This is a genomic window from Streptomyces sp. NPDC091209, assembly GCF_044757755.1.
GTDB lineage: Bacteria > Actinomycetota > Actinomycetes > Streptomycetales > Streptomycetaceae > Streptomyces.
Window position 1 is genome coordinate 583582 of record NZ_JBIVVR010000005.1, and the last position, 26189, is coordinate 609770.

Here is a 26189-nt window from a genome sequence, read left to right on the forward strand (position 1 = left end):
TCACAGCCGGGATTTCAGCACGTCGACCTCACATCGTCCGAAGGGCCCGCTCGGACACCGCGTCGCGGCCCGGTTGGTACTCGATGCATGCCGGCTCGGTGTTGCGCGTCAGCGGTGGTCGACGTAGGCGACGAATCCGCCCACTGTCAGACCCACCGCGCATCCGCGGCGGAAGGCCTCGTAGCGCATGCTCGCGGTGTGCTGCGCCTCGGTCATCGCATACGGTGCGCGGATCCCCAGTTCCACGCCGCACAGGCACACGACGTAGCCGTGACGCAGGGCGGCGGCCGCCCACTCGGGGTCGTGCGCGACCCAGGTCCGGGAGTAGATCTCACCGTCGGGCGTCCGCAGTTCCAGCCGGGAGTAGGTGTACCCGAGGCACCGATCCAGTTTTGGCTGTTCATCGGGTATCTCGTGCAGCTCCCATCCAGGGATCAAGCGCAGGTCGGAGAACTCGGGCGGCAAGCGCCTCATGCCGAACAGGATGGCGCCTTCGATCTGCGGTTCCTCGGGTATGTCGGCGAGCGAGGCTCCCCTCGGCATGACGAACCCGAAGTCGCCCACGCCCACGGCGCGACGGAACTCGAAGAGGGCAGTGGGCATGTGACGTGTCTGCATGTGATCGAGGGTGACCGTGCCTTCCGCGGTGTCCAGAACCATCAGCACGCGCTCGAGCCGCAGCGCGGGGACGTCGCTGAACAGGATCCGCCCGTGGTCGTCGACCTGTTCGAACTGATGCCGGCTCATCTCCTACAGCCCTCCGGTTGGTTGCCGCCGTTCCGCGTCCTCGAAGCAGACGATGGGATGTTGAACCATCCTATTGAAGGATCGTTCAACAATCCATACATTGGAACGCGTGCACCACCAGGCCGGCGGTTTCGTCGAAAGCAGGGGTGAGGGTGAGCGCGGACGAAGCAGGCAAAGGGTGGACAGGCGTGGGCCGGCGGGTGCTGGTAGGCGCCGTAAGCACCGGCGCGGCGTTGGCACTGTGGGCGGCCGTCCGTCTGATCGTGCGCATGGCCTTCGTCGCGCACGCCCCGTGGATCGACGAGCTGTGCGCGCTGGCGCTCCTCCTCGCCTGCGTGTTCCTGTGCGCGTGCTGGTACTTGGACATCCGGTGGCTGCTGTGTGCGGTGTGCCTCCTCGGGTGCTGTTCCTGCAGAACAAGGAGCTGGATCAGCAGGTACTGCACCAGCACGGGCGTACCGAACACGTCAGGGTCCGACAGATTCAGTGGTCCGCCGGCGACGGCATGGGTGACAGCGCCCACCTCTACACGGTCACCGTCCTCGACGGCCCACCGTTGGCTCCGATCGAGGAGAACGGGCTCATGGGCTGGAAGTGGGTGGTAGGCGGCACTTACACGGTGACCGTCGATCCGCAGGGCCGGGCCCCGCTCAGGCGGGGGGACAAGCCCGGGCCCCCGGTGATCCAGCAGTTCCTGCAGATCCCGCTCGGCCTCGGCCTGGCCTTCACCCTGTGGCGGCCCGCAGGGCTGCTCCTGCGCCGACAACGCGTCCCGTCAGCCGCACCCCGCCCAATATGGCGAGACGTCAGCAAACTGGTGTCAGCCGACTACGCCGAAGTCCTGACCGAAGAGGGCGCGGTAGTACGCGACTTCCGGTTCGTGCTCCATCCAGATGTTGCTGGTGGGGGTCTTTGCCGTTGCGTCGTCGGACCATCCGGTTGGTTTCCGCTGCGTTCTTCGAGATGCGTGACGAATGGATCGCCTTACCTCGCCGCCACCTCCCCGAAGGGGATATGGGTGATATCTACCGTAAACTCTCTTTTAGTTCCTTCGCGCTACCCAACGCACCGAAATGCAATCGCCAGTTGATCCCCACCACCATGACGAGGGACACTGCCTGGCGGATGCGTGTTCCCGACCGAGTGGCACTCGCTTCGGCATCCTCCCGTGCAGGTCATCGGAGGCCATTTACCCAAAGATTACTGGGCAGTTGACCTCGGGGTTTCGTGGTAGCGTCCTTGTTCGGAGGGACAATGCAACCTGAAAGGGAAATCGTGAACACGGAGAAGATTGCCGCTCGCCGCCTCTCGCTGAAAGAGGTGACGGAGCTCGGCGTGAAGGACAGGCTCTTCATTTCCGCCGATACGGCAGAACTCAAGCTTCCCGACTGCTATGTCCCTGCTTTTCTGACCAAGTCCGGTGAGCATTTCGAGGGCGGCTCGATCACGGCGAGAACCGTATTCCAGGAAGAGGTCTCCTGCCTTCCCGACGACGAGAATGAAGCCGGAATCTACTTGGCCGACGAGAACGGCTCGGTGACCATCGAGGTCCTCCAGTCCGCCGGTGTCGTGCTGGACCTGGCGCTTTTCGTCCCTGGTGGGGACAAGGGGGCCCTCACGGCCCTTTACGCTGCGGCCCGGCAGGCGTTCGGCGCCGACATCGTGCAGATCTGGCGCCAGGGCCTCAAGGAGGTTCCCGACGTGAAGGTCGACATCTTCGAGGAGCAGATTCCCCGGGGGCGCAAAGCGGGCGACAGCCCCAAGCGTGACCGTCGCGCGATCGACACCTATCCCACCCGTGCGGACTTCATCGAGTTCTCCGCGGGGTGGAAGCCGGTCGTTGAGGTTCACAGGCCGATTGTTGACGACACCCCGACCATCTGAGGCGGTGTCACCTCTCGGTCTCGGCCTGAGAGAACGCCGAGAACGCATGCGCCGGACCCGCAGGGCTTCGGCGTAGTCGGCGGGCGTCCGTTTCGTGACCACTGGCGGTGAAGGGAGCGCGAGCGGACGGTTCCTGTCTCGTGTCCATTGCGCCTCGGTGGCCTGCGTCTCCGCGCACCGTCGGGTGGAGCCAGCCGACGGTGCCGGGGGATGATCCCCTGCGTGGCTGAAGAGACAGGTGCATATACGGACGACGCTCGTGCATGGGATGAGCGGCTGGGCTGGGCGTTCGGGCTGGTAGCAGATGATCCGGCTGCGAGGAGTGCGGCACGCGCTGGCCGTCGTCCTCGACCTGACCGCGTGCGCGGTGGCGGACCGACAGCGCACCCCGCGCTATGGCGACCGGGCGCAACCTCGCGGTCGGCGCCCTGCGACTGAACGGCGCGAAGAGCATCGCCTCCGGCCGTCGCCGCAATGCGCGTGACGCCCGCCGAACCCTCACGCTCCTCGGCCTCGCCTGAGCACGAAGTGGACGTCACTCGACTACGCCGAAGCCCTGGGGGCAGGCCTGCCGGGTAGGTCTGGCGGGTCGGTGCTACGCGCTGACCGGAGGCGCCTGGCCGGATCGGACCGGTCTGACCCCCTGGGCTCGGGGTGGGGCACCGAACGTTTGAGTCGGTCCTGCATTCATCGGCGTTGCTCTCGGGCGAGTTGAGCAGGAAGACGTGAGTTCAGGTGCCACCTACTCGGTAACACGTGGCCGCCAGTGGATTTCACCAGCGTCACCGTCGCACTGCCACGCCTCCAGGACCTTCGTACGGATGAACCGGTCGAAGAGGTAGTCCAGTTGGGACTGAGACAGGCCGCACAGGTGGGTGAGGGTTTCGGCGTGGGCGCGTCCGGCGTCGGGCTCGGCGAGCGCCAGAGCGGTCAGCCGCACCGCTGGCGGTGCGGCTCGGGCAACGGCCAGAGGTACCGGGTCCAGCTCGGCCCGCATGGTGAAGGCGAAGTCTTTGCAGAGCCGGCTGTCGACCGGTCCGAAGCGATCGGCTCCGGCGTAGACGATGTCGATGCCGCCGAAGGCGTCCACGGCTTCGTGGACCCAGGAGGAGACGGACTGCTCGTTGGTGACGTCCAGGGGGCCGGGGGTCGGAGCGGTCCCGCCTTCGCGGGCGATGAGCCGCTGCGTGTCGAGTGCCTGCTCGTGCAGCAGGTCGCCTCCCACGACGAGCGCGCCCTCGGCGGCGAAACGCAGTGCCGCGGCTCGCCCCTGGCCGTCGGCGGTGCCGGAGATCAAGGCCACCTTGCCGTCGAGTCGCCTCACGCGCCGGCCTCCCCAAGGAGGGCGTCCGACACGGACTTCACGCCGCCGTGCGCGGTCAGGCCGCCGTCGACGGCGATCTCCGCGCCGGTGATGAAGGAGGATTCGTTCGACAGGAGGAAGACGACCAGCGGGGCCACCTCGGCCGCGGTGCCCGTGCGCCCGAGCGGGGTCTCGCGGATGTTGGCTTCGCGGAAGGCCGGTGCGGCGGAGGCGGTCATCTCGGTCTCGATGTAGCCGGGGTGGATCGTGTTGACGCGGATGCCGCGCGGGCCGAGTTCCGTGGCCGCGGTCTTCGACAGGCCGCGCAGGGCCCATTTGCTGGTCGTGTAGGCGACCGGGTAGTGAGCGGTGAGGGCGGCGGAGGAACCCACGTTCACGATGGATGAGCCGGGCGGCATGAGTGGGGCGAGGTGCTGGATGCCGAGCAGCGGGCCGCCCACGTTGACCGCGTGGACACGTGCCAGGTCTTCGGGGCGCACGTCGCCGACGCGGGCCCGCCAGGTGATGCCGGCGTTGTTCACCAGGCCGTGGACCTGCCCGTACGCCTCCTTGAGCTCGGCGGCCAGATCCGCCCAGTCCTTCTCACTGGTGACGTCGAGGCGACGGCAACCCTCGGCGGATGCGACGTCGGTGGCGATGACGCGGGCTCCCTCCCGCACCAGTGCCTCGGCCTCGGCGGCCCCCTGGCCCCGGGCCGCTCCGGTGACCACGACGACCTTGCCGAGCAGCCTCTTGGGGTGCGGGTCGCTCACGGCCTCTCCCGGGAGCGGCGTCGGCCGGCGGGGAGTGCGATGGGTTCAGTGCCGGGAGCGACGGTGTTGGACACGGTGCCGATGCCCTCGACCGTGAGCGTGACGGTGTCGCCGGGCTTGAGCGGCGGCGGGGTCTGTTCTCCGCGTATGCCCCACAGTTCGGCGAGGCAGCCGCCGTTTCCGCAGGTGCCGGAGCCGAGCACGTCGCCCGGGACGACCCGGGTGCCGCGGGAGGCGTACGCGACCATTTCCTCGAACGTCCAGCTCATGTTGGACAGCAGATCCCTGCCGACGACCTCGCCGTTGACTTCGGCGGTAAGGGCCAGTCTCAGGAAGCCGTCGTCGTCCCGATGCCGCTCGAGCTCGTCGGCGGTGACCAGGTACGGGCCGAGGGTGGTGGCGGTGTCCTTTCCCTTGCACGGGCCGAGACCCACCTTCATCTCGGCGGACTGAAGGTCCCGTGCGGACCAGTCGTTGAAGACCGTGTAACCGATGATGTGATCGCGTGCCAGGTCGGGAGTGAGGTCACGGCCTTCGCGGCCGATGACCGCGGCAACCTCCAGCTCGAAGTCCAGGACTGAGGAGCCCGGCGGCATCGGAATGTCGTCGCCGGACGCGTAGATCGCGTGCGGGTTGGTGAAGTAGAAGGTGGGCGCGGTGTACCACTGTTCGGGCACGCCGCCTGTTCCCTCCACCGAGCGTCGTACGCCTTCGACATGCTCCTCGAACGTGACGAAGTCCCGTACGGAGGCGGGCCGAAGCGGTGGCAGCAGGCGTACCTGGGAGACGTGGGGGCCGGCCGGGACGTCGAGGGTGGCGGCACCGAGATCGAGGAGTGCGGGGAGACCGCCGCCGGCGCTGATGACCTCGGTCAACGAGCGGAGGCCGGGCACGGGATACAGCACGCCATCGGCGTCGACCACGGCGACGCGGGGTTGATGCCGGTGTTCGTAGGCGGCGAAGCGCATGAGCAGCTCCTGGCTGGGGCTGGGCCCGGGGCGCGGCGCCGTGTGTCTGGGCAGGTGACAGGCTGCCGCGCCCCGGGAGTTCGGAGAGGGATCAGACCGGCGGGGCGACGAAGCAGCCGCGGTCGGGGTCGTTGAAGGACTCCTTGGCGACGAGCTCGTTCATCGGGTTGGCGGTGCCCCACTGGTCGGTGACCTCGGGCTGGGAGAAGTCGTAGACGTGCGGGTGCCAGGTGTCCTCGTCCAGGCATTCCAGCTCGGTCGTGTACTCGACGGTGTTGCCGTGCGGGTCGAGGAAGTACGTGAAGGTGTTGTCGCCGGCCATGTGGCGGCCGGGGCCCCAGATCTTCTTGAATCCGGCCCGGATCACACGGCCGGAGCCGCGCATGTACTCGTCGATGCCGCGCATCTCGAACGACACGTGGTGCAGGGAGGCGTGCGGTCCCTTCGCCAGTGCCATCGAGTGGTGCTGGTTGGAGATCCGCATGAAGTGCATGACCTCGCCCATGTGCGGCGAGCTCAGGGTGTCGGAGAGCCGGAAGCCGAGGTGCTGCTCGTACCACTCCTTCGTCCGGTCCAGATCCGGGGAGTTGAGCACGACGTGGGACAGCTTGACCGGGATCGACTCCTTCTCCTCGATCTTGCGGTGCTGCCGTACCGCCACGTCGGCAGAGACCTCGATGGTCCGGCCGTCCACGTCGAAGAAGCGGAAGCCGTAACCCCCGCCGGGTGTGTCCACCTTGCCCGGTTGCGTGATCAACCGCACGCCACCGGAGAGGAGTTGTTCGGCGAGAGTGTCCACGTCAGCCGGCGAAGCGGCACCGTAGGAGACGAGGTCGAGGCGCTTCTCCTCGGCCTTGCGCAGCCTGATGACGTACTGCTCGGGGGAGCCCTCGGCGGCGAGGAAGGAGATCCCGGAGTCCTCGGCGACCTTGGTCAGACCCCAGACACCCGCGTAGAAGTCGAGCTGCTTGTCGTAGTCGGGCACGGCCAGGTCGACGTGCCGCAGATGGGTGAGCAGTCGTGCGCTCATGAGGGTTCCTCCTCAGGACAGGGTCAGGTTGAGCAGGGCGGAGGCGGTACCGCCCCGGATGGCCTCGAAGTCGGCCTCGGAGACACGTGCGGCGCGCAGAGCGCCCACGGGGTCCTTCGTGCCCATGTCGAAGGGGAAGTCGGAGCCGAGCAGGACACGGTCGGGCCCGGCGACCCGGATCAGCTCCCCCAGGACGGACGGGTCGTGGACGAGCGAGTCGAAGTACAGGCGCTTCAGATAGCTGCTGGGCGGGTGAGCGCAGCCGGCGGCCGCGTCGGTGCGGGCGGACCAGGCGTGGTCGGAGCGGCCGATGTGCGTCGGCAGGTAGCCACCGCCGTGGGCGGCGATCACCTTCAGCCCCGGGTGACGGTCGAGCACTCCCGAGAAGATCAGGTGCGACAGTGCCACGGCGTTCTCCGTGGGCTGGCCGACGGTGTTGGACAGGTACCACTGGTCCAGGCGCTCGTCCAGCGTGCATCCGAAGGGGTGCAGGAAGATGACGGCGCCGGTTTCCTCCGCTCGCGACCAGAACGGCTCGTAGGCCGGGTCGGACAGTTCCAGGCCCGGGGCGTGGCTCGAGATCTCCACCCCGGCCAGGCCCTGCTCCAGCGCGTGATCGAGCGCCCCCACCGTGTGGTCCGGGTGCTGGAGCGGCACCAACCCGAGGCCGCGCAGCCTGTGCGGAGCGGCTGAACAGTGCCTGGCTGTCGCCTCGTTGGCCAGCCGGTACAGCTTCTCGGCCGTCTCCTCGTCCGTCCAGTAGTGGTAGTGCGAGGGTGAGGGGCTGACGAGCTGGACGTCCACGCCCTGTGCGTCCATCGCGGCCAGCCGTGCGGCCGGGTCGGTGAGCCGCGGGATGCGCTCGCGCACCATGGGGCCGCTGACCGCGAGGGCCGCGGGGCCGTTGCGCCGGGCATCCAGCGCTCTCGCCATCGCCAGTCCGGGCAGGCCGTCGACGAGGGACTCGACTTCGGGCAGCAGCACGTGAGCGTGGATGTCGACGGTCGGTGAGGTCACGGCAGCTCCCTGAGCATCGTCATCGTGCGACCCATCAGACCGGGTACGTCCGCGTCGCGTACGCCGTCGAGCTGCCACTGCCCGATCTGCACGGACGCCTCGACCACCGGACGGACGCGGGTGATACGCCGGTCGTAGTACGCCTGGAAGAGCGCGTCGTCCCAGACCTCGGTGCTGGTCAGCAGACGCGAGAGCACCCACGCGTCTTCCAGGGACAGGGCGGCGCCCTGCGCGAGAGTGGGCGGACAGCAGTGGGCGGCGTCACCGACGAGGACCACACGGCCCCGGTGCCAGGAGCCCTCGACCAGCATCCGGTCGAACCAGGTGTAGTTGACCTTCGCCGGATCGGTGATGTGCTCGGTGATCTCCGGCCAGCATCCTCCGTAGGCGGCGGCGAGGCCCCGCATTTCGTCGGCGTAGGAATCCGGCGGGATCGACGCCCGGTCGCGATGGGCCTCGACCACGTAGGCGTAGATCGTGGTGTCGCTCGTCGGACAGTAACCGGCGATGTAGGCCGGACCGCCGTAGGCGAGATCCGTGCGGGTGACGCCGGCCGGCCGGGGGACGGCGACGCGCCAGATGGCCATGCCGGTGGGTTCCGGCTTGGCGGTGATGCCGATGGCCGCACGGGTGGTGGAACCCAGTCCGTCGGCGGCGATCACCAGGTCGTAGCGGCCCTCGGTGCCGTCGGTGAAGCGCACGCTCACCCCTGTGACGTCCTGCTCCAGCTGCTCGACCCGGGTGCCGAGGCGCACCGATGCGCCGCTGGCACGGACGGCGTCGATCAGGATGCGCTGCAGCCGGGGGCGCTGCATGCCGACGGTGGCGGGCAGGTCGTCGCCGCCGGTTCGAATGTCGCGTGCGATGTGCAGGACCGTTCCGTCGGGAGCGGTGATGCCGACGGAACCGAAACCGAAACCGGACGCGCTGACCTCCTCCCACACGCCCAGTTCGCGCAGCACACGCAAGGCGTTGCCCTGCAGGGTGATGCCTGAACCGGCGGTGGCGTTCCAGTCGTCCTTCGCCTCGATCAGGTCAACGGTCAGACCGGCCCGGCGCAGCAGAATCGTCATGGCGTTTCCGGCAGCGCCACCACCGATCACCAGGACCGTGCGGGCTGTGCTCATGGAGGACTCCCTTGCTGAGCGCGTCACTTGATCGCGATCGGGTTGACGGGGGAACCGACGGCGCCGGTGATGCGCAGGGGCGCGGCGGCGAGCAGGAACTCGTACACCCCGTCCGCCGCGCAGTCCTCGGCCAGGGCTTCCAGGTCCCACATCTCCCCGATGAGGAGGCCGATATTGGGGATCGCGACCTGGTGCAGGGGCTGGAAGGCGTTCTCGAACTCGTTGGGACGGACCTCGAAGCCCCAGGTGTCCGTGGCGATCGCCGCGATCTCGGTGCCGTGGAGCCAGCCGGCCGTGGTGAAGGAAAGCCCCGGCGCGGGTCCGCCGGCGTAGTCGCCCCACCCGTCTCGGCGTACGCGGGTCAGTTGACCGGTGCGTATCAGCACGATGTCACCGCGTCCCACGCTCACACCGTGAGCTTCCGCGGTGGCGGCCAGGTGCTCCTCGGTGATGGCGAATCCGTCGGGCAGCTCGCCGGCGGTGCCCACGACCCGTCCCACGTCCAGGAGCACGCCGCGTCCGGCGACATGGGGAGCCATGTGCTCGATGCCGGTGACCAGGTCGCCGTCGGAGGTGACGACCTTCTCGGCCGCGCGACCGTTCCACGCCTTGCCGTGATCGAAGATGTGCCCGAGCCCGTCCCATTGCGTGGAGCACTGGAGCGGCATGGCGATCACGTCGTCGGCGCCGCCGATGCCGTGCGGGAAGCCCTGGTGGCCGAGCGCGGCGTCGGTGCCGGTGTCCAGCATGGTGTGCACCGGGTTGGTGCGCCGCCGCCAGCCCTTCTGCGGGCCGTTCATGTCGAAGGACTGCGACAGGGAGAAACTGGTCCCGCGCCGGACGAGACCGGCACCTTCGCGGCGCTTCCCCTCGTCCAGGAAGTTCAGTGTGCCGAGCCGGTCGTCCTCGCCCCAGCGGCCCCAGTTGGAGTACATCTTGGCCGCCAGCGCGATCGCGCCTTCCGGATCGCGGGGATCGACGGCCGTCATGCCTTCGCCTCCGCCACACACCGGGTGCTCTGGACGCCGAGCCCGGTGACCGAGCCCTCCATCACATCACCGTCACGCAGGAGGCGGCCCCAGTGCATGCCGTTGCCGGCCGGGCTGCCCGTGAGTACAAGGTCACCCGGGAGGAGACGCGCCGTCTGCGAGGCGTACGACACCATCCGCGCGACCTTGAAGATCATGTCCTTGGTGGACTCGTCCTGCATGGTCTCGCCGTTGAGCTTCAGCGTCACCCGCAGGTCGTCAGGGTCGGCGATGGACTCGGCGGGCACGATCCACGGGCCGAGCGGTGTGAAGCCGGGCGCGTTCTTGCTGCGCAGCCAGTCGGTGCCGATCTGCGGCATGTCCCTGCGGAAGACGGTCGACCGGTCGGTCAGATCGTTGGCGATCGTGTAGCCCGCGACGTGCGCGGATGCCTCCGCGACGGACACCTGGTACGCGGGGCGGCCGATCACGACCGCCAGTTCCAGTTCCCAGTCCGGCTTCTCGGCCCAGGCGGGCAGCACGACGTCGTCGTAGGGACCCGTGATCGCACTGGGCAGGCCGATGAACACGTACGGCAGGTCCTCGGTAGCCCGCCGGTCCATGATCTCGGCCGCTTCCGCTCGCCGTTCGGCCTCGGACCGGTCGTCGCCGGGGGCACGGTGGGCGACGTGCAGGTCGATCACGTGCTGCCGGTAGTTCGCACCCGACTGGAAGACCTGGCGCGGTTCGACCGGGGCATGGACGTGATAGTCCGTGATCGGCGTGCGGCTGACGCCGGTGTCGGCGGCCAGGGCACGCAGCTGCGGCAGGGCCCTGTCCCAGCGATCCAGCAGGCTCAGCACGGTCAGCTGTTCGTCACCCAGTGCGGACCGAAGGTCGAGAGCGTTGCCGTCCGGCATGACGAGAGCGGGGAAGCGGGGCCCGTCGGGGGCCGAGAGAGTCGCGAGGGCGAACGGTCCGGCGAAGAGTGCGGACGCGGATTCAGGTTTCACGGACATGTCCTCCTGATTGCGGTGGGACTAATCTGGACCCCGCACCATCGATCAGGGAAATCGATTCCGTGGATGAACTACATCCATGTCATGGATTGCTCCGGGTCGGCATCGCTCTGTAGAGGGACTTTCATGAACCTGGCCCGCTTGGATCTCAACCTCGTCGTCGCTCTGCGCGCCCTGCTGGAGGAGCGCAACGTCACCCGTGCCGGGCAGCGTGTCGGCCTCAGCCAGCCGGCGATGAGTGCTGCCCTCTCCCGGCTGCGCCGGCACTTCGACGACGACCTGCTCGTCCGCGTCGGCGGCCACTACGAGCTGACCGCGCTGGGGCAGGTCCTTCTGGACCGGACCTCGACCGCCTATGACGTGCTGGAACGCCTCTTCGCCAGCCAGGCCTACTTCGACCCGGCCAAGGAGAACCGGGAATTCAAGCTGATGGCGTCCGACTACGCCGTGGCGATCTTCGGCACCGAGCTGGCTCGCGTGATCCATGAGGAGGCTCCCGGGATCCGGCTGCGCTTCTCCCAGACCCCGACGACCGTGGTGGACGACACCGCCACCCTGCTGAGCGCCAGCGACGGTCTGTTCATGCCGCACGGCGTCATCAGCGACTTCCCCGCCACCGACCTCTATGACGACCGCTGGGTCTTTCTCGTCGCGCGGGACCACCCGAGCGTCGACGACCGGCTCACCCGCAAGGACCTTGCCCGGCTTCCCTGGGTGACGTACCAGCGAACGTACGACGCCCCAGCGGTACGCCAGCTCGGCATGCTGGGGATCGAACCGCGGGTCGAAGTCTCCGTCGACAGCTTCCAGTCGCTGCCGCTGCTGGTCGCGGGCACCCGGCGCATCGCGCTGGTCCAGGCACGTATGGCCCAGTTGATGGCACCCATCGCCGCCGTCAAGGTGGTGGAGCCGCCCTATGAAGCCGTACCGCTGAGAGAGGCACTGTGGTGGCACCCGGTGCACACGCATGACGCGGCACACATCTGGCTGCGTGAGACCGCCGCGCGCGTCGGAGCCCGTCTGGGCCCCCGGGGCTGAGCGGCGAGCCGGCTGTAGCGGCCCACTGGGCGGGAAGTCGCTGAAGCCCGCCGCAGCCCATGACATCACTATCCACACGATGGATCGAAGGCATCGGCAACTTGGATGACGTGAGGGGTGGGCAGGCCGAGACCCGGAACGCATAGTCGTGGGACACCACCGCGCCCGTGAGCCGACTGCGGGGGCCGCCTGCACAGCCGATTCGGCCCGGTCCGCTACACGGCGCTCCTCCCTTCCTCACGTCCCACGGAGTGCCGCCATGCCCGCTTCCGCCGCCCTGCCCGCTCACGAACGTACGGGGGACCCGGCCGTCTGGGGCAGGCTGCCCGCCGTGCTGCTGATGGCCGGCAGCTGCCTGCCGATCCTGGGAGCTGTCCTCATCGCTCCGGTCCTGCCACGCATGCAGGACGCATTCCAACACGTCCCGGGCAGCGCCGCTCTCGTCCCGCTCGTGCTCACCGTCCCGGCCCTCTCCCTGGCCGTGCTCGCCCCGTTCGCCGGTGTCCTCGTCGACCGGCTCGGCCGCAAGCGCCTGCTGGTCGTAGCCACCGTGCTGTACGCGCTGTTCGGCACCGCCCCACTGTGGCTGGGCTCGCTCGTGGGCATCCTGCTCAGCCGTGTCCTGGTGGGCGTCGCCGAAGCGGCCATCATGACGTGCTGCACCACGCTGATCGGCGACTACTACAGCGGACGGACCCGTGACCGGTACCTCGCCCTGCAGACCATGTGCGCATCGGCGTCCGCCACACTCTTCTTCGTCCTTGGCGGGGCCCTCGGCTCGATCGGCTGGAGGGCGCCCTTCTGGCTGTACGCCGTCGGCCTGCTGCTCGCTCCGGCCATGGCCAGGGTGCTGCCCACTCCGAATCCGACGGCTGAGTCTGCAACAGCCGGCCAACACCCCTTCCCGCTGCGGCGCATGGCGGGGATCTGTCTGCTGACCGTCTTCGGCGCGGTGGTCTTCTACACCGTGCCCGTGGAGATGGCGTATCTCATGGACGACCTGGGCGTGCGGTCCACCGGAGTGGTGGGTGCGGTCACGGCGCTGGCCAGCGCGGCCACCGTCCTGGGCTCGGTGCTCTTCACCAGGCTCACCGATCGGCCACGCCGCCGTATGCCGGCCCTCTTCCTCCTGTGCGCCGTGGGCTTTCTGCTGATGGGGGCGACGGACCACGTCGCCCTTGTCATCGTCGGCGCCGTCGTCAACTGCGTCGGTACGGGGCTGCTTCTTCCCTCCCTGCTGACGCTGGCGCTGTCCCGGCTCGATTTCGCCGATCGCGGGCGTGGCACCGGTCTGTGGACGGCGGCCTTCTTCCTGGGTGAATTCGCCTGCCCGCTCGCCCTGCTGGCCGCGAAGGGCATGCTGGGCACGCTGGCCTCGGCCGTCGTGCTGCTCGGCCTGCTCACGATGCTGGTCTCGGCCGCGCTGCTTCCCCTGACCCGCCGATCACCGAAGACGCTGCCCCAGCATGTTCCCGAAAGCATCTGACTCACTCGGGTCACCGCGCCGGCGTCCGCATGGTCGACCGGCGCACGACCAGTTCCGGCTGCAGCACCACGTGGGTGCGCTCGTGCGCGGCAGGTTCGGCGGTGTCCTCAAGCAGCAGTCGGCCTGCCTCCCGGCCCAACGTGAGGGTCGGTCGTCGCACAGAGGTGAGCGGAACAACAGCGCGGACGCGGCGAACTCGATGTCGTCGTACCCGACCACTCCGATGTCTTCCGGCACCCGCAGACCGGCCTCGTACAGTGCCTGCATCACGCCGAGTGCAAGCAGGTCGTTCGCGCAGAAGACGGCGGTGGGGCGCTTTCTGAGGCCGAGGATCCTGTGCCCGGCGTCCCTGCCGGCGCCCACGGTGAGCGCCGGACACGGCAGGTCCCGAAGGGACTCCGCCGGGAGTCCGGCCAGGTTGACGGCGATGGCCGCTCCCCGGCGCCGGTCCCGAACCTGCTGGAGACAGTCGGGTCCGCTGACGTAGCCGATCGACCGGTGTCCCTGCTGGATCAGGTGGCGCACGGCGGCCTGTCCTCCCGCGACGTCGTCGATGCCGACCGAACAGGCGCCCGGCTGAGGTGCGTTCTGGTCCGCGATGACGAACGGCACCCCGTTGCGGCGGGGGCGTGGGCCGTGCTCGGGGGTGGCAGTTGGCCAGCAGGTCCCACGACTTGCTACCCGACCCGACCCGACCCGACTCGACTCGGCGACAGTGACCAGCGTGCCGGGCGCCTCTCCGGGCCTCTGCCATGTCACGTCGAACGCTCCGCGTTCTGGATCGTAGGGGCGAAGAGGTACATCGAGCCGACCGCGACATCAGCCCCTGGCTGCAACGTATGGGCCTTGCGGTCCGAATGGTCCTGGTTCGCTCGCAAACCAGCCTGGGAAAGGGGAGTTGGAGCACGGTCCAGCGTGTCGACGGGCACAGAGGGCGGGCGGCGGCGACCCGGCCGGTTCGCTCCGGGCTGACGGCTGATAGAAAGTTGCAGGTCGCACCAGACAACCTCGGGGCGTCCGGTTGCCCGGTCGGTCCGGATCGTTCACCAAAGGATCGAGCATCGTGTCTTCTCGTCGAGTCGTCGTCATCGGTGGCGGGGTCATGGGCTCGTCCGCCGCGTGGCGGCTTGCTGCCCAGGGTGACCGCGTCACCCTGCTGGAGCGCTTCCCGCCCGGCCACGACCGGGGCAGCTCGCACGGCACCTCGCGGATCTTCCGGCTGGCCTACACGGACCCCTTCTACGTCGGTCTCGCCGTGCGGTCGCTGCCGCTGTGGCGGCAGCTGGAGGAGGAGACGGGACGGCAGGTGCTCACCCTCACCGGAGCCGTCGACCACGGCCCGGCCGCCACGACCGAGGCACTGTACGAGGCGCTGACCGTCGCCGGACACCCTGCCGAGCGGCTGGCCCCGGAGGAGGTCGCCGAGCGCTGGCCGGGGCTGCGCGCCGACACCGGTGCGGTCTTCCACCCGGAGGCCGGACGCCTGCACGCCGACGAGGCGGTCACCGCCTTCCAGCAGGGGGCGCGGGCGCACGGCGCGGAGGTCCGGCACGGCGTCCGGGTGACCGGGCTGTCGGTGCACGGCGACGCCGAGGTCCGGGTGGTCACGGACACGGAGGAGGAACTGCGCGCCGATGCGGTCGTGGTCGCCGTCGGCGGCTGGGCGCCCGGAATGCTGGGCGGCGGTACCGCTCCGCTGGTCGGCGGCGTGCCGGTGCTGCGTGTCACCCAGGAGCAGCCCGCGCACTTCCCCGCGGCGGACGCGCTCACCTGGCCCAGCTACATTCACCACCCGGGCGCCGCGCTGCCCGTGGACGGCCTCGCCGCTGACGGGGTGTACGGACTCGGCAGCACCGACGGCGTCAAGGCGGGCTTCCACGGCGTCGGCCCGGTCGTCGACCCCGACCGGCGCGACCGCACCCCGGACGCCGCGATCCTGCAAGAGCTGGCGGCGTACGCCGAGCGCTGGCTCCCCGGCGTGGACCACACCGCGCCCGAGGCCGTGACCTGCCTGTACACCACCACCCCCGACCATGACTTCGTCATCGACCGGCAGGGCCCGGTCACCGTGCTGGGAGGGTTCTCCGGGCACGGCTTCAAGTTCGCGTCGGTCATCGGCGAGCTGGCGGCCGCGCTGGTACGCGGAGAGCCCGGACCGAGCCGGTTCGCGCTCGGACGCCCGCGTCCCACGAGTCACTGAGCCGTCCCCGAAGAAGGGGCACCCCCCACCAATTCTCACCGCGCACCGAGGATCTGCTCTCGCTCGACAACCCGGTGCGATCGGTGTCGACTGGTCCGCAGGCCGCGCCGGCAGTGGGCGCCGGCCCCGGTGCCCGCGCCGCCGGCTACCCGGCGCTGGGCCCGGCGGACGTGCCGGAGATCGTCGAACTGATCGACCTGGCGCGCCCCGGCCCGTTCCTGGCGCGCCCGGTCACCCTCGGCGGCTGTGTCGGCGTCCGGTGGGAAGGGTGGCTGATCGTCATGGAGTCCAGCCACGGCGACACGCGTTGTGACCTGCGGTGTACCCAAGTGCCGACTATCTTGCTGATTTCATGCGGCCAGCCGCTCAAGCCACTTGGCATCGGTGCAGGTCACGAACGTGACCCGGTTCCAACTACCGAGCCTGGTCACAGCGCGTGTGACCAGGCATTTTAGTTGGCACCTAGGCTGGATGAATGGCTACGGCGTGACCGCCTCCCGCAGGCGTAGGTGCCAGGGCTCGGTTGCGGGCGTGTCGTCCCGTTGCGGGATCGTCAAACGGTCCGGGTGCGGAGGCTCCGCGCCAGGGTGGGGATCATCACCGTCGCAGGGACGAGGTGCAGCCCGAGGAGGGCGGTGGTGGTGGCGGTGTTCGCCCCGGAGAGGAGGGGCGGGACCCACGAGATCGCGGTCAGCGACACGGCCGTCCACATGAATCGCTCGGCGGGGTGAGCGCTCCAACGTAGAAGAGCGACGGCGATGACGATGCCCACGACCGAGAAGATTCCGGTCACCACGGCGAACCCGGACAACGGGATCGTCTCGCCACCATCGGGGACCTCGAAGTCGACGCCGACGGCCTGGGCAAGCGCAGCGGCGAGGGTGGTGGCCGCCATCGACGCGAGCGTGGCGATGAAGCCGGTGCCGGCGAGCCCGCGGAGTCGGTGGGCGTGACTGGTCCGGCCCGATGTCGGGTCGGCCCCGACCCCGGTGTCATTCATGCCGTTCATGTCGTTCCTCCGTCATTCGGCAACTGGGGTACGGGGTGTGTCGACTGGCATGTGCCGGTCCTGGACCTGGGGGTGACGATGCGCACCCTCGCCGTGCGACGGCCGGGGTTCCGCAGGGCGCGGACGCCGGTGCCGCGGAGCCAGAATCCGGCGTCGCGTCCGAGGACAGGCCCGGGCTCGCCGTCGCGCAGCTCCAACTGCACCCGCCCGCGGGTGACGACGCCGAACGCGTCGCGCCACTCCGCCGCGACCACCGCGACGCGCGCGCCACCGCGCAGCGCGAGCGTCCACACCGGGACTACTCCGTGCCGTCCGCCGGCAGGCGCTCCGGCAGTCCGAGCCGCGGGAACCGGTCGTCGTGGAACGTGACGATCTCGGTGATCGCCCCGCCGGTGACGCGCAGGACGTCGATCGTCAGCGGCAGGTACGCGCCCTGCCGCTCCCGCCAGAGGTAGAAGGCGACGGCGGGCTGCCGGTTCACGGAGGTGAGGACGGTGCGCAGGCCCTTCATGTCCTCGAAGCCGCTCTCGACCCAGTCGTTCACCACCGCGTCGCGGCCGACGTACAGGCCCGGCGTGGGCGGCATCGAGCAGCGGACGTCGTCGCGCAGCAGTGCGGCGAGCCCGTCGACGTCCGTGGCCACGCTGGCGTCGGTATAGCGGCGCACCAGCTCGCGCGTCCCGGCGTCCTGTTCGCCGTCGGTCCAGTCCTGCCGCTCGGCGGGCAGGTGCTTCCGCATGCCGGCGCGGGCCCGCTGCAGCGCGCTGTTCACGGAGTTGACGGAGTCCCCGAGGAGCTCCGCGACGTCCCTCGCCGGCCAGCCGAGGACGTCCCGCAGGATCAGCACGGCCCGTGGGCGCGGCGCGAGGTGCTGGACTGCGACCAGGTACGCCAGCTCGATCGTCTCCCGCGCGACGGCGACGGTCTCCGGCTCGTCCGCGTCGCCCGCGGGCAGCTCGTCGAGCAGCCGGTCCGGGTAGGGCTGCAGCCACAGCACCTCGCCGCCGGTCGCGGGCTCCGGGCGGCACTTGGCGAGCAGATCCAGGCAGGCGTTGGTGGCGATCCGGTACAGCCAGGCCCGGAACGTCGACCGTCCCTCGAAGGTCTCCCGCCGCCGCCAGGCACGGAGGAACGTCTCCTGCACGGTGTCCTCGGCGTCCTCGAACGACCCGAGCATCCGGTAGCAGTGCACGTGCAGCTCCCGCCGGTGCCGCTCCGCCAGCCCCGAGAACGCCGCCTCGTCGACCTCGCCCAGCCCGCTCACACCCAGCTCCTCCACCCGCGTGTCCGCACTCATCACGCCATCCTTCCGTCTTGCCGTGCCCCGTCGTAGGTGTGACGGGTACGGGCGCGAAAACTCATCACCAGGGTCGGGCGGCATGGCTGAGCGCTTCTCATCCAGGCAGGTCGTGTGCCGAGCCGGGAAGTGCCGTCGACGCCCGGACCAGGCGTTCTTTCGCATCGCGATTACCTGCACGTTCCTCCCGCGCCGTCGGTGCTTTCCGGAGTGGTACGGCTTCTGATCGTGCACGCTGTCGATCGGGATCGGCGTGCCGTCGGGGATGACGTAGGCCTACAGCCGGATTCCTGCGAGGGCCTACTGGGAGTGGGGCGACCCCGGCATGGTGCCGGGTCGCCCCTGGGGCTCAGCGCTGACCCGCCTTGCGGCCGTGGTTCGCCTTCTTCTTGCGGCGGGCCCTCTTCTTGCGGGCGCGCTTCGACACGGGCATCAACTCCGTTGTCTGGAGGGGAGGTTCAAGCGGTGCGACCGACGAGCAGGTCGGCGAGTTTGTTGAGGCGCTTGATCGTGCGGTCCTCGGTGGCGGCCGAGGCCGGTTCGACGCGTTCGGCACGGTCGTAGTAGGCGCCGTTGACGATCTCGACGGCCGGGTCACACAGGCGGACCACGTTCGCCGCGCCCTCGGCCGGCGTGACGCCTTCGTGCGCGTACAGGGACAGCAGAGCCGTGTCACAGATGCCGGGGTGGACGGAGACCGCGGTCACGCGCGGGTCGGCGGCGAAGACGGTGAGCGCCAGCTGCGACTGGGCGTAGGCGGCGAGCCGGGAGTAGCGGCGGGCGCGGTTGGGGTCGTTCCACTGGATGTTCGCGGTGCGGTGCAGGGAGGAGGAGACGTTGACGACCCGCCCACCGGGGTCGGTGGTGAGCGCCGGTTCCAGCAGGCACGTCAGGAGATAGTGGGCGAGGAAGTTGACCTGGAGGGCGATCTCGTTGCCGTCCGTGGTGACGGTGTGCCGCTCGGGCGCCGCGATGCCCGCGTTGTTCACGAGGACGTCGAGGCGCGGGTGCTCGGCAACGACACGGCGCGCCAGGGACTCGACCTCGTCGAGGTGTGTGAAGTCGGCGGCGTACGTGCGCAGTCGGCCCGCGTCGATGCCGGCCGTGGCGATGAGACGGTCGGCGGCTGCGCTCGCCTCCTCGGCGGTACGGCCGTGCAGCAGCACGGTGGCACCGCGTTCGGCGAGCTGCCGGGCGGTCTCGTAGCCGATGCCTGAGGTGGCGCCGGTGACGAGGACGGTACGGGGGAAAAGGGTGGAGTCGGGCATGGTTCGTCCAGGGGTACGAGCACGCGCACAGCCCCGGCGAGGGGGCGGTGCACGTGCGGGCAGGTGAGGAGGGAAAGGGGCGTCGGATCGGATCACGACGCCCCTCGGTTCGCGGACGAGCGCGTCAGAAGGACGCGTACGTCTCCGCGCAGCGCGGCGCACGACGGAGCGGCCGAGCGGGACTCGGCGGCCGGTCGAAGAGGAGCCAGGCGCTGTTCACAGACTCCATGGAAGCGGTTGCGCATGCCCCGGGCAAGCCGGAAGGCCGTTCTCTGATGTGCTTCTGACGTGCGCATACACGTCCTTGACGGCCGGGGTGCGGGAGCGTGCGCGGCTCGGCCAAGGCCCGGCACCCCGGAGATCGATCAGATCGATCAGATCGATCAGGTCGATGCCGACCAAGGACAGGACGAGCCCGCCGAGGCCGTACAGCATCAGGTTGCGCCGTGGCAGGCGTGCCGGCACGGGATCTGGTGGCCGCCGGGCTCTGCGGTGCCTGGATCCCGGCACCGCAGAGCTGCGCACGGGCAGCGGCGGCGCGATGACGACGACAACGCCGCCGCGTGCTCGGCCGTCGGGAGGCCGTTCGGACGCCCTCGGGCGAGGAAGGCGTCCGCGGGTGCTTCCAGGATGGAAGCGGGCAGGCCACTGACGTCCGAGGCCTCTCCGGCGACCGAAGGGAAATCTAGCCCGGCCGCACCCTTGAACTGTCCTTCCGAGCAAGGATTTTGCGCCTCTCTTACGGCCGGCCGGTGGGTGGCGTCAAGGCGTCGTCAAAGCCACCTGAGAAAGCGTCAGGACATCGTCAACGAACGACGCAGGGGGCCGAGACCGGTCCCAGACTGAGCGGCACCGGGGACACGGGCGGTCGTCCGTGGCGTGACGCCGGAGGGCTGTGGCCTCCCCCAGGGTTGCGGCTTCGCTGAACAGGGGGACTCCCATGGCCGTCACCACGCGCAGTCCGGAGGCGGTGGCCGGGACCGGCGCACAGCCCCAGCACGGACCTGTCGCCCGGCCCGGTGGTGGACCCGGCCCGCGGCCCGGAGGGGGGCCGGGTCCGGGCGTCCCGGGTCGTCGTCGGCTTCGTCGCGCGGCCGTGGCCGCGTGGGCCGTTCTGCGCCGCCGCTACTGGGCCACCCTGCCCGCGCGGCTGCGTCTCCTGCGCATGGCCGTGGTCTCGCTCGCCGCCGCCCTGGTCCTGCTGCTCGCGTCGGCCGGGCTCGCCGCCCTCGGCACCTGGGACGCCGTCGCGGGACGGGACGCGCCGCGCACCACCAGCGCCGCCGACCTCGACCTCGCCCTGAACGACATGGACGCGCAGGCCGCCAACATCCTTCTGTCCAGCGGTGACGCGGGCCAAGGGCGCCTGGCGACGCCGTACGCGAAGGCGGTCGGCTTCTACGGGGACGCCCGCCGCACGATCGGCCACGACCTGCGTACACTCGCCGTCGCCGCCCAGGGCGACCGCACCGACGAGCACACCGTCGAGTCCCTGACCGACGACTTCGCCGAGTACCAAGAACTCATAGGCCGCGCCCTGGAGAACGACGGCCGCACCGGGGGCAAGCCGGCCGCCCTCGTGGACTACCGCAAGGCCACCGACCTGCTGCGGAATCAACTTCTCCCGGACGCGCGGAAGCTGGTGGACTCCAACGACAGCGCGTTCAACACGCGCTACGCACAAGCCCGTTCGGCCCTGGCCGGCCAACTCGTCCTCGCCGTCGTCCTCGGCGTACTGCTCCTCGTCTCCCTCGGCGTCCTCCAGTGGTACCTGGCCCGCCGTTTCCACCGGATCCTCAACCCGGGCGTCCTGGCCGCCACGGTCTGCGCGCTGCTCGCCGTCCTCCTGGGTATCCAGGCGCTGTCGGCCACCGCCGAGCATCTGCGCGGAGCACGGCGTGACGCGTTCGACTCCGTCGTCGCGCTCTCCCGCGCCCGCGCGATCGCCTACGACGCGAACGCCGACGAGAGCCGCCATCTCCTCGACCCCGAGCGCCGGGAGCAGTACGCGCGGACCTTCTTCACCAAGTCGCAGGAGCTGTACGGGCTCAAGGACGCGACCCCCGCCACGTACGACGACGAGCTCGCCACGACGTGGCGGGCATACCGCTCCGACCACGGCGACCTGCGCTTCACCGGCGAGTTCCGGCGCGAACTCGACAACGTCACCTTCGACGGCGAGCGGACCGCGGCGGAGAAGACTGTCGAGACATACGCCGTATACCAGCGCGACGACGGAAAGATCCGCGCCCTGCTCGCACTGGGCAAGGAACGCGAGGCCGTCGCGTTCTGCATGGGCTGGCAGGCGGGCACGTCGAACGCGCACTTCGGGGCCTGGATGACGGCGCTGGACAAGGTGACCGACATTAATCGCCGGCACTTCACCGCCTCGGTCCAGGCAGGCCGCTCCTCACTGGGGGATCTGCTGCCGGGGGCCCTGGGAGCCTTGGCCTCGGTGGCCGCGCTCACCGCCCTGGGGCTGCGGCCACGGCTCACCGAGTTCCGCTGAGGCGCTCGGAGCGTTCGGCGCCGGCGTAGGGGCACGACCCTGGCAGGCCGCCCCGGGATCGACTGCCGGCGCCCGGCCTCAATCGCTGGGCAGTCCGTGGGCGTCCGCGAGTCGCGCCTCCTCCAGGTCCAGCGAGCGTTGCAGTCGGCGGCGGGTCGTGTCGCTGATGCGGTGCCGGTCGTAGAGGCGCTGGAGTTCGGCCTCCTCCACCGTGATCAGGTCGCGTCGCAGCTGGCGGTAGGTGAGGTCGGCGGATTCCGTCGGAGTGCCGTCGCCGTCGGCCTGCCCGAGGCGATCGCTCGCGTCGTCGAGGCGGGCCGTCAAGCCGCGGCGCAGCCGGTCGAGGACGACGTCGGGGACGGCTTCCAGTTCGGATATCTCGTCCAGTCGGCTCAGGCCCGCGTTGGCCAGGCTGCAGCGGGCCGCGGCCTCCTCGCGTTCGGTGTGGTCGGGTTCGAGGGCGATGCCCGAACGGCGGACCACGGGAGCCAGTGTGAAGCCCTGGACGACGAGGGTGACGACCACGACCGAGGTGGTCAGGACGAGGACGAGGGGGCGTTCCGAGAGCGTGGACCCGTCCTCCATGGTCACCGGGATGGACAGGGCGGCGGCCAGGGGGACCACACCACGGGTGCCGGCCCAGGTCAGGACGACCGGCACCCGCCAGTTCATCGGCTGGATCCCGCCCTTGCGCTGCACCACCGCGGACAGCGGCGCCAGCCACAACAGGCGCATGGCGATGAGCGTGGCGGCGACGGCGAGCGCGTACAGGGGCCAGGCCTGGCTGCCGTCGGACAGGGCCCGCACCTGGGCCGGCAGAGCCAGTCCGATGAGCGCGAACACCACGCTCTCCAGCAGGAAGACCACCGTGCCGTAGACGGCGTGGAGCTGGAGGCGGATACGGGCGTTGGTGAGGCCGTCGCCCCGGCCGCCCAGGACGACTCCGGCGACCACCACCGAGGTGACGCCCGAGGCGTGCGCGGCCTCGGCCAGGACGTAGGCCGCGTAGGGCGTGACCAGGGCGATCACGGTCTCCAGGACCGGGTCCTCGGTTCGGCGCCGGATCAGCGTCACCACGCCCGCGACCGCGGCGCCGATGACCATGCCGCCCCCCGCCAGCAGCGCGAACTCTCCCGCCGCCGAACCCCAGCCGACCGCCGCCGAAGCCACGGCGACGCTCACCGCGACCCGGAAGAGGACGAGGGAGGTCGCGTCGTTGAAGAGGCTCTCGGCCTGCACCAGCACCTGCACCCTGGGCGGCAGCGCCAGCCGTCTGCCGAGCGCGGTCACCGCCACCGGGTCGGTGCTCGCCAGCACGGCGCCCAGCACGAACGCCATCTGCCACGACAGTGGCGTGATCAGGGAGGCGACCGCCCCGACCGCGGCCGCCGAGGCCAGGACCAGGCCCGTCGACAGGACTCCGACCGGTTTCCACACGGCGCGCAGGTCGCGCCAGGGCAGTTCCTCGGCGCTCGCGTACAGAAGGGGCGGCAGGACGACGAGGCCGATGATCTCGGGGCTGACCTGGATCTCCGGGGTGCCCGGCAGCAGGGCGACGGCCAGGCCCGCGATCACGAGCAGGGAGGGTGCGGGGATACGCCAGTGGCGAGCGAAGGTGGCCACCACGGTGGCGAGGACCACGAGAGCCAGAACTGTCCCTACCGCGCGCATGGCATCCCTCTGGTCATGAGGAGGAGACCTTGTGGCTCCCCGCCGACCAGACTTCCCGGCACACCGCCTTCACCCTATCGGGCCGGCACCCGTCAAGGCGGTGTCAACGTCCACGTGACCGACGCCAAGGATGCGTCAGGGAGCGCGCCGAGCGACGCGCGCAGGCGGTTCCGTAGGGGAAGCAACCCTTCCCTCCCGGGAATCGATCGCCAGTGAGCGGAGCACGTCGGCTGCGATGAGTGACGTACGGACCGGTATGAGCGACGTACGGACCAGCGAGGGCGAGGTTCGGCCCGTCGCGGGGGGCGTACCCCCTGATGTGGGCGAGGTGCGGCCCGGACGGCTGAAGGTCTACCTCGGCGCCGCCCCTGGTGTCGGCAAGACCTACCGCATGCTCGACGAGGGGCGACGCCGGGCGGCACGCGGCGCGGACGTGGTGGTGGGATTCGTGGAGTGCCACGGGCGCCCCGGCACGGAGCTGATGCTCGACGGCCTGGAGGTCATCGGACGTGCGCCCTGCTCCTATCGCGGCGGGGACTTCGAGGAGATGGACCTGGCCGCGGTCCTCGCGCGTCGCCCGCAGGTCGCGCTGGTGGACGAGATCGCCCACAGCAACGTGCCGGGCGGCGGCCGCAATCCCAAGCGGTGGCAGGACATCGAGGAACTGCTCGCCGCCGGGATCGACGTCATCACGGCGCTGAACATCCAGCACCTGGAGTCCCTCAACGACGTCGTCGAGAAGATCACGCGGGTGCCGCAGCGCGAGACCGTGCCCGACGAGGTCGTACGACGGGCCCGGCAGATCGAGTTCGTCGACATCCCGCCGGAGGGACTGCGGCGCCGGATGGCGCACGGAAACATCTACGCCCCAGAGAAGATCGACGCCGCTCTCGCCAACTACTTCCGCCCCGGCAACCTCACCGCCCTGCGCCAGCTCGCCCTGCTGTGGGTGGCCGACCGGGTGGACGAGGCGCTCCAGTCCTACCGCTCCGAGCACGGCATCGGCGGGGTGTGGGAGACGAGGGAACGAGTCGTCGTGGCACTCACCGGCGGGCCCGAGGGAGACACCCTCGTCCGGCGGGCCGCACGGATCGCGGACAGGTCGGCCGGCGGTGACCTGCTCGCCGTGCACGTGACCCGCAGCGACGGTCTCGCCGCGGGTGCCTCGCACGCCTCCCTAGCCCGGCAACGGCGGCTGATCGAGGACCTCGGCGGCAGCTACCACTCGGTCGTCGGCGACGACGTCGCCACGGCCCTGGTGGACTTCGCCCGCGCCGAGAACGCCACCCAGCTCGTCCTCGGCACCAGCCGCCGCGGACGCATCGAACGCTTCGTCACCGGACGCGGCACCGGCGAGACCGTCGTCGAGCTCTCCGGCGACATCGACGTCCACACGGTCACCCACGAACGCGCCGGGCGCGGCACCCTGCTGCCTTCCCGCCGCCGTACCCTCTCGACCGTACGCAGGATCGCGGGCCCGGTCGCCGGACTGCTGCTGCCCGTGGCACTCACCCTCCTGCTGAATCCGGACACGGCCCGGGAGCGGCTCAACCTCACCAGCGAGGCGCTGCTCTTCCTGCTCACCGTGGTCGGCGTGGCCTGCATAGGCGGGGTCGTGTCGGCGGTGATCGCCTCGGTCACGGCGTCCCTGCTGCTCAACTACTGGTTCATCCCGCCCATCGGCCGGTTCACGCTGAACGACCCGAACGCGCTGCTGGCCCTGGCGGTCTTCGCGGTGGTCGCCGCCGTCGTGGCCACGGTCGTGGACCGCTCGCTGCGCCTGTCGCGGCGCTCGGCGCGGGCCACGGCGGAGGCGGAGACGATGTCCTCGCTCGCCGGGAGCATCGTGCGGGGCGGAGCAACGATCCCGGCGCTGGTGGAACGGACCCGCGAGACCTTCGGCATGGACTCCGTGGAGCTGGTGGACGAGCCGCCCGGAGACGACGGCGCGACGGTCGTGCCCGCGGGACCCGGCGCCTTCCTGGTCCTGCGCGGTCGCATCCTTCCGTCGTCGGAGCGGCGCGTCCTCGCCGCGTTCGCCGCGCACGTGGGATCGGCCGTCGAACGGGCCAGGCTCGCCGAGGCCGCCGCCGAGGTCGAACCGGTCAAGGCCGCCGACCGGATGCGTACGGCGCTGCTGCGGGCGGTCGGTCACGACCTCCGTACGCCTCTCGCGGCGGGCTGGGCCGCGGTCTCCTCGCTGCGCAGCCGGGACATCGCCTTCTCCGACGAGGACCGGGACGAACTCCTCGCCACCGCGGACGAGTCCATGGCCAGACTGAACCGGCTGGTGGAGAACCTCCTCGACCTCAGCCGCCTCCAGGCCGGCGTCCTCACCCTCAAGGTGCGGGCCACCACGCTGGAGGAGGTCCTGCCGGCCGCGCTGGCGGACACCCCCGAGGTCGAGGTGGCGGACCTGGAGGAGGTTCCGGCCGTGCTGGCCGACCCGCCCCTGCTGGAGCGGGTGATCGCCAACCTCGTCGCCAACGCCGCCCGGCACAGCCCGGTGGACCGCCAGGTGCTGCTGACCGCCAGCGCGCACGCGGGCCGCGTCGAAGTGCGTGTCGTCGACCGCGGGCCGGGCCTTCCGGCCACCGACCGCGACCGGCTCTTCGAACCCTTCCAGCGACAGGGCGACACCGACAACACCACCGGCCTCGGGCTGGGCCTGGCCCTGTCCCGGGGGCTGACCGAGGCGATGGACGGCACGCTCACTCCGGAGGACACTCCCGGCGGCGGTCTGACGATGGTCCTGTCGCTGCCCGTCGCCGAGCGGGCCGAGCAACCCGGAGACACGCAGAGCGTAGGAGGCGGCCTATGAGCTCCGAATACGGCACACCAGGACTCGTGTGCGCCAGGACACGGGGGCCGGAGT

23 protein-coding genes and 2 pseudogenes are annotated in these 26189 nt (G+C 70.2%); 8 read left to right on the plus strand and 17 right to left on the minus strand.

The features are described 5' to 3' along the window. Positions 1-108 precede the first annotated feature (108 nt). Positions 109-747, minus strand: a complete 639-nt coding sequence (locus tag ACIQRL_RS18170) for a hypothetical protein (protein WP_401332340.1) — start codon at positions 745-747, stop codon at positions 109-111. Between the two features lie 400 nt (positions 748-1147). On the opposite strand from ACIQRL_RS18170, the gene ACIQRL_RS18175 reads away from it, so the two are divergent. The 3 genes from ACIQRL_RS18175 (at position 1148) to ACIQRL_RS18185 (ending at position 3152) form a co-directional block, all read left to right on the plus strand. Continuing rightward, positions 1148-1837 (plus strand): hypothetical protein, encoded by a 690-nt coding sequence (locus ACIQRL_RS18175; RefSeq protein ID WP_401332342.1) that lies wholly within the window; start codon positions 1148-1150, stop codon positions 1835-1837. A gap of 185 nt (positions 1838-2022) precedes the next feature. Next, positions 2023-2631: a hypothetical protein gene (locus tag ACIQRL_RS18180; RefSeq protein ID WP_401332344.1), complete on the plus strand. Its 609-nt coding sequence runs from the start codon at positions 2023-2025 to the stop codon at positions 2629-2631. A 395-nt stretch (positions 2632-3026) separates the two neighbouring features. Further along, positions 3027-3152, plus strand: a complete 126-nt coding sequence (locus ACIQRL_RS18185; RefSeq protein WP_401332346.1) for a hypothetical protein — start codon at positions 3027-3029, stop codon at positions 3150-3152. A gap of 221 nt (positions 3153-3373) precedes the next feature. Here ACIQRL_RS18185 and ACIQRL_RS18190 read toward each other — a convergent pair whose 3' ends face one another. The 8 genes from ACIQRL_RS18190 to ACIQRL_RS18225 all read right to left on the minus strand — a co-directional run bounded on the left by ACIQRL_RS18190 (position 3374) and on the right by ACIQRL_RS18225 (position 10836). Beyond that, positions 3374-3955 carry an SDR family NAD(P)-dependent oxidoreductase gene (locus ACIQRL_RS18190; protein ID WP_401332347.1) on the minus strand — a complete coding sequence of 194 codons (582 nt, stop codon included), beginning with the start codon at positions 3953-3955 and terminating at the stop codon, positions 3374-3376. After that, a complete protein-coding gene (locus tag ACIQRL_RS18195) occupies positions 3952-4707 on the minus strand; it encodes an SDR family NAD(P)-dependent oxidoreductase (RefSeq protein WP_401332349.1) in 756 nt (251 codons plus the stop codon). Before ACIQRL_RS18195 ends, ACIQRL_RS18190 begins: the two co-directional genes overlap by 4 nt. Then, positions 4704-5675, minus strand: a complete 972-nt coding sequence (locus ACIQRL_RS18200; RefSeq protein WP_401332351.1) for a fumarylacetoacetate hydrolase family protein — start codon at positions 5673-5675, stop codon at positions 4704-4706. Before ACIQRL_RS18200 ends, ACIQRL_RS18195 begins: the two co-directional genes overlap by 4 nt. A gap of 91 nt (positions 5676-5766) precedes the next feature. Then, a complete protein-coding gene (locus ACIQRL_RS18205) occupies positions 5767-6705 on the minus strand; it encodes a VOC family protein (RefSeq protein WP_328455748.1) in 939 nt (312 codons plus the stop codon). 12 nt (positions 6706-6717) lie between these two features. Next, positions 6718-7722, minus strand: coding sequence for an amidohydrolase family protein (locus ACIQRL_RS18210; protein ID WP_401332353.1), 1005 nt, complete (start codon positions 7720-7722; stop codon positions 6718-6720). Beyond that, the gene (locus ACIQRL_RS18215; RefSeq protein WP_401332355.1) at positions 7719-8849 is read right to left on the minus strand and encodes an FAD-dependent oxidoreductase; all 1131 of its coding nucleotides are present in this window, start codon (positions 8847-8849) and stop codon (positions 7719-7721) included. Before ACIQRL_RS18215 ends, ACIQRL_RS18210 begins: the two co-directional genes overlap by 4 nt. 23 nt (positions 8850-8872) lie before the next feature. Beyond that, positions 8873-9838, minus strand: a complete 966-nt coding sequence (locus ACIQRL_RS18220; protein ID WP_401332356.1) for a cyclase family protein — start codon at positions 9836-9838, stop codon at positions 8873-8875. Next, entirely contained in the window at positions 9835-10836 is a 1002-nt protein-coding gene (locus ACIQRL_RS18225) for a fumarylacetoacetate hydrolase family protein (protein WP_401332358.1), read from the minus strand. Before ACIQRL_RS18225 ends, ACIQRL_RS18220 begins: the two co-directional genes overlap by 4 nt. A gap of 126 nt (positions 10837-10962) precedes the next feature. Here ACIQRL_RS18225 and ACIQRL_RS18230 point away from each other — a divergent pair, with 126 nt between their 5' ends. Together ACIQRL_RS18230 and ACIQRL_RS18235 are read left to right on the plus strand one after the other, a co-directional pair. Further along, complete coding sequence (locus tag ACIQRL_RS18230; RefSeq protein WP_401332359.1) at positions 10963-11874, plus strand: LysR family transcriptional regulator; 912 nt, start codon at positions 10963-10965, stop codon at positions 11872-11874. A 259-nt stretch (positions 11875-12133) separates the two neighbouring features. Further along, complete coding sequence (locus tag ACIQRL_RS18235) at positions 12134-13360, plus strand: MFS transporter (RefSeq protein WP_401332361.1); 1227 nt, start codon at positions 12134-12136, stop codon at positions 13358-13360. A gap of 10 nt (positions 13361-13370) precedes the next feature. On the opposite strand, the pseudogene ACIQRL_RS18240 reads toward ACIQRL_RS18235, so the two are convergent. Then, positions 13371-13984: pseudogene (locus tag ACIQRL_RS18240) on the minus strand (substrate-binding domain-containing protein); the annotation flags it as partial. Positions 13985-14423: 439 nt separating this feature from the next. Here ACIQRL_RS18240 and ACIQRL_RS18245 point away from each other — a divergent pair. After that, positions 14424-15560, plus strand: a complete 1137-nt coding sequence (locus ACIQRL_RS18245; RefSeq protein WP_401332363.1) for an FAD-dependent oxidoreductase — start codon at positions 14424-14426, stop codon at positions 15558-15560. Positions 15561-16113: 553 nt separating this feature from the next. Here ACIQRL_RS18245 and ACIQRL_RS18250 read toward each other — a convergent pair. The 6 genes and pseudogenes from ACIQRL_RS18250 to ACIQRL_RS18275 form a co-directional block, all read right to left on the minus strand. Next, positions 16114-16569, minus strand: a complete 456-nt coding sequence (locus ACIQRL_RS18250) for a DUF6069 family protein (protein ID WP_401332365.1) — start codon at positions 16567-16569, stop codon at positions 16114-16116. Next, positions 16566-16862, minus strand: coding sequence for a hypothetical protein (locus ACIQRL_RS18255; protein WP_401332367.1), 297 nt, complete (start codon positions 16860-16862; stop codon positions 16566-16568). Before ACIQRL_RS18255 ends, ACIQRL_RS18250 begins: the two co-directional genes overlap by 4 nt. Positions 16863-16867: 5 nt before the next feature. Continuing rightward, entirely contained in the window at positions 16868-17866 is a 999-nt protein-coding gene (locus ACIQRL_RS18260) for an RNA polymerase subunit sigma-70 (protein WP_401332368.1), read from the minus strand. A 106-nt stretch (positions 17867-17972) separates the two neighbouring features. Then, positions 17973-18142 (minus strand): annotated as a pseudogene (locus ACIQRL_RS18265) (transposase family protein); the annotation flags it as partial. A 73-nt stretch (positions 18143-18215) separates the two neighbouring features. Continuing rightward, complete coding sequence (locus ACIQRL_RS18270) at positions 18216-18299, minus strand: 50S ribosomal protein bL37 (RefSeq protein ID WP_401332429.1); 84 nt, start codon at positions 18297-18299, stop codon at positions 18216-18218. Between the two features lie 25 nt (positions 18300-18324). Further along, the gene (locus ACIQRL_RS18275) at positions 18325-19134 is read right to left on the minus strand and encodes an SDR family NAD(P)-dependent oxidoreductase (protein WP_401332370.1); all 810 of its coding nucleotides are present in this window, start codon (positions 19132-19134) and stop codon (positions 18325-18327) included. 1096 nt (positions 19135-20230) lie between these two features. Between ACIQRL_RS18275 and ACIQRL_RS18280 the strand changes: the two genes are divergently transcribed. Next, on the plus strand, positions 20231-21643 hold the full coding sequence (locus ACIQRL_RS18280) for a hypothetical protein (protein WP_401332371.1): 1413 nt from the start codon (positions 20231-20233) through the stop codon (positions 21641-21643). Between the two features lie 78 nt (positions 21644-21721). Here ACIQRL_RS18280 and ACIQRL_RS18285 read toward each other — a convergent pair whose 3' ends face one another. Beyond that, positions 21722-23314 carry a Na+/H+ antiporter gene (locus tag ACIQRL_RS18285; protein ID WP_401332373.1) on the minus strand — a complete coding sequence of 531 codons (1593 nt, stop codon included), beginning with the start codon at positions 23312-23314 and terminating at the stop codon, positions 21722-21724. A 319-nt stretch (positions 23315-23633) separates the two neighbouring features. Here ACIQRL_RS18285 and ACIQRL_RS18290 point away from each other — a divergent pair, with 319 nt between their 5' ends. Beyond that, positions 23634-26135 carry an ATP-binding protein gene (locus ACIQRL_RS18290; RefSeq protein WP_401332431.1) on the plus strand — a complete coding sequence of 834 codons (2502 nt, stop codon included), beginning with the start codon at positions 23634-23636 and terminating at the stop codon, positions 26133-26135. The last annotated feature ends 54 nt before the right edge of the window (positions 26136-26189 follow it).

Coding starts and splice junctions, on each gene's coding strand:
- ACIQRL_RS18170 (WP_401332340.1), bottom strand. CDS start 747: ATGAGCCGGCATCAGTTCGAACAGGTCGACGACCACGGGCGGATCCTG.
- ACIQRL_RS18185 (WP_401332346.1), top strand. CDS start 3,027: ATGGCGACCGGGCGCAACCTCGCGGTCGGCGCCCTGCGACTGAACGGC.
- ACIQRL_RS18200 (WP_401332351.1), bottom strand. CDS start 5,675: ATGCGCTTCGCCGCCTACGAACACCGGCATCAACCCCGCGTCGCCGTG.
- ACIQRL_RS18205 (WP_328455748.1), bottom strand. CDS start 6,705: ATGAGCGCACGACTGCTCACCCATCTGCGGCACGTCGACCTGGCCGTG.
- ACIQRL_RS18215 (WP_401332355.1), bottom strand. CDS start 8,849: ATGAGCACAGCCCGCACGGTCCTGGTGATCGGTGGTGGCGCTGCCGGA.
- ACIQRL_RS18220 (WP_401332356.1), bottom strand. CDS start 9,838: ATGACGGCCGTCGATCCCCGCGATCCGGAAGGCGCGATCGCGCTGGCG.
- ACIQRL_RS18225 (WP_401332358.1), bottom strand. CDS start 10,836: ATGTCCGTGAAACCTGAATCCGCGTCCGCACTCTTCGCCGGACCGTTC.
- ACIQRL_RS18230 (WP_401332359.1), top strand. CDS start 10,963: ATGAACCTGGCCCGCTTGGATCTCAACCTCGTCGTCGCTCTGCGCGCC.
- ACIQRL_RS18235 (WP_401332361.1), top strand. CDS start 12,134: ATGCCCGCTTCCGCCGCCCTGCCCGCTCACGAACGTACGGGGGACCCG.
- ACIQRL_RS18250 (WP_401332365.1), bottom strand. CDS start 16,569: ATGAACGGCATGAATGACACCGGGGTCGGGGCCGACCCGACATCGGGC.
- ACIQRL_RS18260 (WP_401332368.1), bottom strand. CDS start 17,866: ATGAGTGCGGACACGCGGGTGGAGGAGCTGGGTGTGAGCGGGCTGGGC.
- ACIQRL_RS18270 (WP_401332429.1), bottom strand. CDS start 18,299: ATGCCCGTGTCGAAGCGCGCCCGCAAGAAGAGGGCCCGCCGCAAGAAG.
- ACIQRL_RS18275 (WP_401332370.1), bottom strand. CDS start 19,134: ATGCCCGACTCCACCCTTTTCCCCCGTACCGTCCTCGTCACCGGCGCC.
- ACIQRL_RS18285 (WP_401332373.1), bottom strand. CDS start 23,314: ATGCGCGCGGTAGGGACAGTTCTGGCTCTCGTGGTCCTCGCCACCGTG.